The sequence below is a fragment of the Ammoniphilus resinae genome (assembly GCF_017873965.1).
Classification (GTDB): domain Bacteria; phylum Bacillota; class Bacilli; order Aneurinibacillales; family RAOX-1; genus Ammoniphilus_A; species Ammoniphilus_A resinae.
Genome location: NZ_JAGGKT010000002.1, coordinates 612,529 through 619,385 on the forward strand (window position 1 = coordinate 612,529; position 6,857 = coordinate 619,385).

The 6,857-nt window shown below is 42.5% G+C and carries 7 protein-coding genes; all 7 read right to left on the reverse strand.

The window, feature by feature from the left end; all coding sequences use genetic code 11:
- Positions 1-73: 73 nt before the first annotated feature.
- The 7 genes from J2Z37_RS07030 to J2Z37_RS07060 all read right to left on the reverse strand — a co-directional run bounded on the left by J2Z37_RS07030 (position 74) and on the right by J2Z37_RS07060 (position 6,743).
- Complete coding sequence (locus J2Z37_RS07030; protein WP_209809504.1) at positions 74-754, reverse strand: TetR/AcrR family transcriptional regulator; 681 nt, start codon at positions 752-754, stop codon at positions 74-76.
- Position 755: 1 nt separating this feature from the next.
- Positions 756-1,910: an ABC transporter permease gene (locus J2Z37_RS07035; RefSeq protein ID WP_245203603.1), complete on the reverse strand. Its 1,155-nt coding sequence runs from the start codon at positions 1,908-1,910 to the stop codon at positions 756-758.
- Positions 1,907-2,671, reverse strand: coding sequence for an ABC transporter ATP-binding protein (locus J2Z37_RS07040; RefSeq protein WP_425340311.1), 765 nt, complete (start codon positions 2,669-2,671; stop codon positions 1,907-1,909). The genes J2Z37_RS07035 and J2Z37_RS07040 overlap by 4 nt, the downstream gene beginning before the upstream one ends.
- Positions 2,671-3,855, reverse strand: a complete 1,185-nt coding sequence (locus tag J2Z37_RS07045) for an HlyD family secretion protein (RefSeq protein WP_209809505.1) — start codon at positions 3,853-3,855, stop codon at positions 2,671-2,673. Before J2Z37_RS07045 ends, J2Z37_RS07040 begins: the two co-directional genes overlap by 1 nt.
- 112 nt (positions 3,856-3,967) lie before the next feature.
- Positions 3,968-5,167: a CaiB/BaiF CoA transferase family protein gene (locus tag J2Z37_RS07050; RefSeq protein ID WP_209809506.1), complete on the reverse strand. Its 1,200-nt coding sequence runs from the start codon at positions 5,165-5,167 to the stop codon at positions 3,968-3,970.
- 148 nt (positions 5,168-5,315) lie between these two features.
- A complete protein-coding gene (locus J2Z37_RS07055) occupies positions 5,316-6,353 on the reverse strand; it encodes an NADH:flavin oxidoreductase/NADH oxidase (RefSeq protein ID WP_209809507.1) in 1,038 nt (345 codons plus the stop codon).
- A 243-nt stretch (positions 6,354-6,596) separates the two neighbouring features.
- Entirely contained in the window at positions 6,597-6,743 is a 147-nt protein-coding gene (locus tag J2Z37_RS07060) for a hypothetical protein (protein WP_209809508.1), read from the reverse strand.
- Positions 6,744-6,857 lie beyond the last annotated feature (114 nt).

The following is a 6,857-nucleotide window of genomic DNA, read 5'->3' on the forward strand; positions in this document are numbered from 1 at the left end:
CATGCTTAATTGTAATAGAAAGCCCAGTGGATCAACCACTGGGTTTCTATTTAAGTTCCTTTTATCTTGTATATTACTCTTTATTCCGAATTCCATTGAGAATGATATCTACCATAATCTCAATTTCTTGTTCATCATCTAAATTCATTCCTTCATCAGGGAAAATGACGAATTTAAAAAAGACATAGCCAACCATCATGGAAACGAGTGCGCGGGTTACTGTTAAAGGGGGGAAGTTTCGTATTTCTCCGCTTTGAATTTTGGAACTAACAAACGCCTCTGCCAATTTTCTACCCACACCGAACAAATTTTCCACAACAGCTCCTCTTAACTCTTCATGAAATTGCATTTCCTGGATAATGAGCCGGATCTGACTCCAATTTTTCTCAATGATTTGTAGACGGTTTTGGTAAAGCTGTTTTAGCAGATCATCCAAGGGTAGGTCGGAACCCATCAACTTCCTTACATCCTTCAACAGAAGAGGTGAAGCAAATCGCAGCATGATGGGTGCAACCAAACTGATCAAAATATCTTTTTTGGTTTTGAAATGGCGGAAGATGGTCCCTTCTGCCACCCCTGCTTCCTTAGCTATTTCACTTGTGGAGGCCGCATGAAACCCCTTTTCTGAAAAAAGCTTAACCGCCGCTTCCATAATTCTTTTCTGCTTCTCCGTTAGTTGGTCCTCATCCTTTAATTGATTAAGGAACCTACCCATTAGTTCATCCGTCGAAAGCTCTTTCTGCATATCATGCATCTTAATCGATCCTCTTTCTAAATTTTAATATAGCTACGAGACAAATCAGTACGGTAAAACTAGATAGAATCAGCGTTTCATCCCATAATGAATGCAAACTAACCCCTTTTAGAAAAATCCCTCGAAGAATCTCTAAAAAATAAGTCAAAGGGATCGCCCCTCCCAGCCACTGAACAACCATTGGCATAGATTCGCGGGGGAAAATGAAACCCGACAATAATACGCTTGGCAGTATAAAGGCGAAAGACATCTGCATGGCCTGAAGCTGTGTTTTCGATACAGTAGAGATAAGAATACCAATGGCTAAAGTCGTAATCAAAAATAACAGGCTTAATACAACAAGTAAAATAATGCTTCCCTTCACTGGAACGCCAAACCAGGAAATTCCTGTAAGTAATACCAGACAAAAAGAAAACATGCCAATTCCAATATAAGGGACTAACTTCCCTACGATTAATTCAAGAGGGCGTACGGGTGTAACGACCAATTGCTCCATCGTTCCCCGTTCTTTCTCCCTTACCAATGTAAACGCGGTAAGGATCGCGGTGACATTTTGCATAATTAAACCAATAAGAGCAGGAATATTAAACACCAGACTTTCCATATTGGGATTATATAGGACTCGCGATTGCAGAGTAATTGGCATCTCGACCGGACCAAGTCCTTGTTTCTCCAGTTTTTGTAGTTGAATGGAAGTCGATTTGTTCTGGATGAGAAGCTGAGCATTAGCCAACGCTGTTCGTGCCGTGTTTGGATCGGCACCGTCTATAAGCAGCTGTAGCTTAGCTTCCTTACCAGTGTCTAGCAGGGTGCTATAATTAGCAGGAATAACCAGTGCTACTTTTACTTTGCCCTCATCGATCGATTGTTGCAATTCCTCGTACCCTTCGATCTGGTACAGGTAATCATAGTATTCCGTATTGACAAACTGCTGTACAAGCTCTCGGCTTTGGCTTGATTTGTCTTGATCCCAAACGCCCATCGGGAGATGATTGACATCTGTATTCACAGCATAACCGAAAAGAAAAATCATCAAGATGGGCATCACAATAGCAATGGCTAGAGAAGGCGGATCACGACGAATCTGCAATAGCTCCTTGCGAATGATTGATTTAAATCGTATGAAGCTATATCCCATCCGTTCGCGTCCTTTCATATCTCATCCACCCTTCTCCCTGGTTCCTGTTCATGTTCCACGAGATGAATAAAGATTTCCTCCAGGTTTGGAAGATCAAATCTTTCTTTCAGCTCCTGTGGAGTCCCTTCAACCAGTAACTTACCGAAGAAGATAAAGCCGATCTTATCACAGGTTTCTGCTTCGTCCATATAATGTGTACTAACCAAAATAGAGATCCCTTTTTTGGACAAAGAATGGATGACATCCCAAAAGACTCTTCGAGAAAGTGGATCTACCCCCGCTGTCGGCTCATCTAAAATCAAAATTTCCGGTTCATGGACAAGCGCGCAGGATAAAGCCAGGCGCTGCTTCCAACCCCCTGATAAGGATCTTGCCAGTTGTCTCTCTCGTCCAGTTAATCCGGCCAGTTTAATCAATTCTGCCTTCCGGTCCTTTGCCTTTTTTCCCGTAATCCCGTATATTCCTGCGTAAAAATCAAGATTTTCTTCAACTGTTAACTCTTCATATAAACTAAACTTTTGTGACATATAGCCAATGTGATGCTTTATAATCTCCGCATCTTGAATGACATTGTAACCGAGAACCGTACCCTCTCCCTTAGTTGGTGTCATCAACCCACACAACATACGAATGGTTGTTGATTTTCCTGAACCATTTGGACCAAGAAAACCATATATACATCCTTTTGGAATGGTAATGCTTATATCATCCACGGCGCAAAGAGAACCGAATTTTTTGGTCAGATGGCTGCATGTAATAGCTATTTGCGTATTCATCATCACTGTTCACTCCCTGCTATGGATACATCTGCTGGCATTCCTGGACGAAGCTGATCCCAGCCTTCTTGTAGTTTAATGGTCACAGCAAATACCATCTTCGTCCGTTCATCCGGAGTCTGTACATTCTTAGGAGTAAATTCGGCCTGTTCGCTAATATGTTGGATTACTCCCTTGAAACTTCTTTCAGGAAATGCATCAACGGAAATCACAGCCTGCTGATTGACCACTACATCCCCCAGCTTCGCCTCCGGTACATAAATCTTCACTTCCAGCTTCTTTTCTTCAAGCAAAGACATCAATTGATAGGAGGGTTTGACCACTTCACCGAGTGATACGTTTTTTCGTATCACCGTCCCATTTGCGGGACTTACTATTACAGCCGTTGATTTTTGAATCTTAACCTGCTCAAGTCTCGCTTCGGCCTGATCTCTTTGTGCGATCAACTGCTTAATCTTATTTGCTGTGGCGCCTTCCTTTAATAAGTCGAATTGGGCTTCTGCTGCTGATTTTTGCGATTTCGCTGCCTGGATTTGAGCCTGGATCGCTTCCTTGTCACCTTTTGTCATTTGCAATTGTGCTTGTTGCGACTTAATCTGTGCCTGTAATTGACTGGCCTTTGCAGAAGCTTGATCGACTACCTCCTTTTGCGCGTCTACTTTTTCTTTACTCTCCACACCCTTAGCAAGCAATGCCACTAACTTCGTTAGCTTGTCCTGTTCATACTTCACGGTCGATTCAGCCCCTTGAAGCCCAGCTTGTACTTGCTCCCATTGGGCCAGACGCTGTTGTTCGAGTTCATGTAATTGTGTTTGTTGTGCCTCAAGCTGATTAATTTGAGCTTGATTTTGTTCAATCAGAGAAATTGCCTTCTGAAGCTCTTGGTCACGTGCACCTGCCTCAAGTTCTTCAAGAGAAGACTGGGCATATGCCAAAGAAGCTTGTGCCTCCTTTACTTGCTGCTCTAAAACCCGTTGATCCAAACGGGCAAGAAGATCCCCCTTTTTTATCTTTGAACCTTCCTCCACTGGAACCTGTTCCAATGTGCCTCCGATTTCTGTCAAAATAGGAATTTCTGTTCCTTCAACAAAGCCTTGATAAACACTACTGTTCTCCTCTTTATTTCCACAGCCAGTAAGAAGTAAGACAAAGCTGAACAAGAATAAGGTTAATCCAAATTTCTTCATAACTTCCCCCCCACCCTAAAAATGAGTGATTACTCACTTTAAAGTTAAAGGAGGGTTCAGAAATTGTCAATATCAAAAAAGCCTACTACATGGTTAGCAGCAGGCCCTTTAGCTATTTATTTGTTATTTTTTCAATTCTATCCTGGGAGTATCCCAGCAGATCTTTCAGGACATCCTCGGTATGTTCCCCTAGCACAGGTGGCGGTGTCGGATTTCCCCTATCCATATTCGTGTACTTGATCGGTGAGTCTATAACTTGAAAAGATCCATAGGCAGGATGTTCAACTTTTTTTACGAGTTCCCTTGCCATGATCTGTGGGTGACCAAGAATCTGTTCAACATTCAAAATTGGCGAATGAGGGATATCTTGTTCCTCGAATACGCGGGTCCAATAAGAAATTTCCTTTTCTATTAAAATCTGTTGCACCAGATCAATTAATAGATCCCTATTCTTTACCCTTTGCTGATTGTTGGCAAAACGCGGATCGATTAGCCATTCCGGTTTGTCAACCGCTAGGGTGAATTTCTTCCAGAAATCCTCCGTATAAACCGCAAGTACCATAAATCCATCTTTTGCCTGGTAGGTTCCATAGGGAACGATGAATGGATGATGAGACCCAATGGGTTGATCAGACTTCCCTGTAATATAGTATTTTCCGGCATAATACCCTAACAAGGAAACAAGGTTGTCTAGCAAGCTAATGTCTGCACGTAGCCCTTTACCCGTCTTTTGTTTTTCTACGATCGCTCCCAAAATGGAAATCGCTCCATATAAACCACCGACCAGATCACCAATCGGCAGTCCGCACCTCATTGGTGAATCGGGTTCTCCCGTCAGGCTCATTACCCCGCTCATGGCCTGTACCATAATATCGTAGCCGGCTCTCTCCCCGTATGGACCCGTTTTTCCAAAGGCTGAGATCGAACACTGAATCATTCCTGGATTCAATTCCTCTATGACTTCCGATCCAAATCCCAATTTATCCATCACACCAGGGCGAAAGTTTTCCAATAGTACATCGCATTTTTTGATTAAATCGAAAATAACTTGCTTGCCCGCTTCACTTTTCACGTCGATAGCAATACTCTTTTTATTACGATTAATACTTAAAAAGTAATGGCTTTCCCCTTCTTGGAATGGCGCAAAATGACGCGTTTGATCGCCGAACCCTGGCTTCTCCACTTTGATGATTTCGGCCCCAAGGTCACTTAGTATCGTAGATGCAAATGGACCTGCCAAAGTCTGACTGAAATCTAATACGCGAATATGGGAAAGCGGGCCGTCACGTTTAGAGGTTTCCGAAATCTCCATTCATCTATCTTCTCCTCTCTAAATGGGGTCAGAACTCAGTCGACATTTATCGAATAAACCACGAAATGGGTTGGAAACTTCCATTCTATTAAAGGGATAATTTTTTATCGATAAGTTCCAACCGAGGTCTGACCCCTATTTATTAGAATTAGAATGCCCGCAGATATTGTGTAGGTACTTCCAGTTTTTGTTCTAATTGAACCGCTGCGTGAATCGCCCAGTATGGATCAGCGAGCATCCCGCGTCCAACCGCAACCATGTCAGCCTCTTCATTTCCGACCACGGAATTGGCTAACTGGTAATCTTCCAGCTTTCCTACGGCAATGACAGGTACTTGAAGATTTTCTTTTATTTCTCTGGCAAACGGAAGCTGGTAACCAGCATGTGTACCAGGGCGACCATGCGGTCCCATTCCGGCTTCTTTTAAAGAGGCTTCCCCACCTGAGCTGACATGGAAAATATCAACTCCTGCCTGCTGATATCGCTTACAAACATCTAAGATATAAGGAACATCATATCCACCTTTTACGTATTCTCTTGCTGAAACGCGGATAATTAAAGGCATCTCACTTGGCATCTCACTTTTCACTGCCTGAATGACTTCCACACCAAATTTGGCCCGATCTTCCCCATATTCATCTGTTCTGTCGTTGATGAAAGGAGAATGGAACTGATGGATTAAATATCCGTGTGCTCCATGCAACTCAATGGTATCAACCCCGGCCTTAACTGCACGCCTTGCTGCATTCCTAAACTTCTCAACCATTTCTTTTACTTCATCAGTTGTTAGGGCTTTCGGTTGTTTAAATGTTGAATCAAACGGTTTGCTCGTAGAAGAAACAGGTACAGGTGCATCCTGAGCCTTACGACCGGCATGGGCAATTTGAATGCCGACTTTTGCGCCGTACTGATGACAGCCTTCAATAATCCTTGAAAAAGCCGGGATATGATCATCAGACCAGATCCCAAGGTCAAAATCTGTGATCCTTCCATCGGGTTCTACATCTGTCATTTCCACAATAATAAGACCAGTTCCACCTATTGCTCTTGATGTATAATGGACAAAATGCCAATCATTTGGTTTTCCGTCCTTGGCAGTAACCGAATATTGACACATCGGGGGCATCACAATGCGGTTTTTCAACTCCAAACTTTTAAACTGATATGGTGTAAATAAATTGGGCATTCCTCTTTCCTCCTTCTCCTATCTCGATATGAAAATATTGCCACAAGTCAAGAATACACTAAAAATTTGAATGTTAAAAGCTTACGAGTAAGCGGAACACTTCGTCCAGCCGTAGTTAGCAGAAATTATTTCAGTTATTTTTATTTATGTCAGATAAAATGTAAAGAAGGGAAAAGTTATCCGCTATAGCTGAAATCGTTTGCAAATAAAAGGATCAACTTATAAAGGAAATTATTTCCTCTATTAGTGGGTTCCAATTCGTTCATCATTGGAGGGCAGTTGCTGTGGCATATCTTGTTTACCCTGATTGACCCATAAATTAATGAGGATGAACAAAATGACAATAGCCCAAAACCACCATTTCTTCCAAAAAGGTTTCTGCGTTTCCATTCATTATCCTGCCTTTCCAAAGAGAGTAGGGGTGGTCATTACTGACCCACCCCTCTCAATAAACCGTGCATGCGGACCTACGCACACGGCTTTGACACTACATATTTCTTACGA

Bases quoted from the DNA above. Each gene is read 5' to 3' on its own strand.
- J2Z37_RS07040 (WP_425340311.1), bottom strand. From the start codon at position 2,671: ATGATGAATACGCAAATAGCTATTACATGCAGCCATCTGACCAAAAAA.
- J2Z37_RS07045 (WP_209809505.1), bottom strand. From the start codon at position 3,855: ATGAAGAAATTTGGATTAACCTTATTCTTGTTCAGCTTTGTCTTACTT.
- J2Z37_RS07030 (WP_209809504.1), bottom strand. From the start codon at position 754: ATGCATGATATGCAGAAAGAGCTTTCGACGGATGAACTAATGGGTAGG.
- J2Z37_RS07060 (WP_209809508.1), bottom strand. From the start codon at position 6,743: ATGGAAACGCAGAAACCTTTTTGGAAGAAATGGTGGTTTTGGGCTATT.
- J2Z37_RS07050 (WP_209809506.1), bottom strand. From the start codon at position 5,167: ATGGAGATTTCGGAAACCTCTAAACGTGACGGCCCGCTTTCCCATATT.
- J2Z37_RS07055 (WP_209809507.1), bottom strand. From the start codon at position 6,353: ATGCCCAATTTATTTACACCATATCAGTTTAAAAGTTTGGAGTTGAAA.
- J2Z37_RS07035 (WP_245203603.1), bottom strand. From the start codon at position 1,910: ATGAAAGGACGCGAACGGATGGGATATAGCTTCATACGATTTAAATCA.